The sequence below is a fragment of the Mycolicibacterium bacteremicum genome (assembly GCF_002086115.1).
Taxonomy (GTDB): domain Bacteria; phylum Actinomycetota; class Actinomycetes; order Mycobacteriales; family Mycobacteriaceae; genus Mycobacterium; species Mycobacterium bacteremicum.
On sequence record NZ_MVHJ01000068.1, the window covers coordinates 1 to 1,266 of the forward strand.

Here is a 1,266-nt window from a genome sequence, read left to right on the forward strand (position 1 = left end):
CCCACCACCCCCGCGGGCCGCGGGGCGGCGGGCCGCGGGGGCCGCCGGCGGTCCGAGTTTTGGGTTGGTGGTCTCATAACGGCCCGCCCCGGGCGGGGGGGGGGGGGGCGGGGGGGGCCCGGCCGCGCGGTCGGCTACAGCTCGACCGCCCTGCTGTTCCTGGACCGCGACACCGCGACGCTGTCGGTGGTCCGCGGCGATGACGGCTCGGTGGTCAAGGTGCTCAGCCGAAGCCTGCACAGCACCGACGCGATGGCAGTGCTCGGCGAGATGGCCGCCGCGGTCGCCGGCCAGGACACCGCCCCCGAGGGCATGTTCGTCGTCGGCTCCGGCGTCGACGTGGCCGCGGTCAAGGATCACCTTTCCGACCTGGTCGACATCCCGGTCAGCGCGCCCGAGGAGTCCGGCCTGGCGCTGGCCCGCGGCGCCGCACTGGCCTCGGCCAGCGCCCCCATGTACGAGGCGTCCACGGTGGGCCTGGCCTACTCCCTGGACCCCGACGGCCCGACCGCGGGTTCTGTCCTGCACACCGCCGACACCCAGCTGGCCGCTTCCGCCTACGAGGTGCCCGAGGACCTGGCCGGGCTGGACGCCGAACCACCCGCCGACGAGAGCCGCAAGCCGTTCCTGCTGGTGGGCAGCGCCATGGCGTCGATCTTCGTGGTCGGGGTGGTGGCATTGGCCATCTCGCTGGCCGTCAGCATCCGCCCGACCGCCGATGAGCGACCGGCCCCGGCCCGCGCGGCCGTCGCACCCAGCGTGCAGGTGCCGCGCCCGGCGGCCCCGGCCCCCGAGGCGTTGCCGGTGCAGCCCGCTGCGCCGCCGGCCCCCGAGGCGGCCGAGACCATCAAGGCACCGATCCCGGTGGTGCAGCAGGCCCCGGCCCCGCGCCAGGTGTACGTCGAGGCGCCGGCACCGCAGGCCCCCGCACCCGCCCCGGCGCCGGCCGCGCCGCCGCCGGCCCCGATCGCACCGCCGGTGGTGCAGCCGACGGTGCCGCCGGTGTGGCGTCCGCCCGTGGTCCTGCCGCCGCCGGTGATCGTGCTGCCGCGCCCACAGTGGCCGCAGTGGCGCCCGCCGTGGGAGCAGCAGCCGCAGCGCCCCGATTACGACGATGATGACGACTGGCCGGATTGGCGTCCGCCCCAACCCCAGCAGCCGCAGCCGCCCCCGCCCCCCCCGCCGGGCCACCAGGACCGGCACCAGGTCACGCGCGGCCGGGATGTCCATCGCGGTGAAGGTCACCAGTCCGCCGCTGCGCAACGC

At 77.2% G+C, this 1,266-nt stretch carries 1 protein-coding gene; it reads left to right on the plus strand.

Annotated features, from left to right (window positions below; genetic code table 11):
* Positions 1-186: 186 nt before the first annotated feature.
* The coding region (locus BST17_RS28490; RefSeq protein WP_456238135.1) for a DUF7159 family protein at positions 187-1,266 on the plus strand (1,080 nt) is incomplete at its 3' end.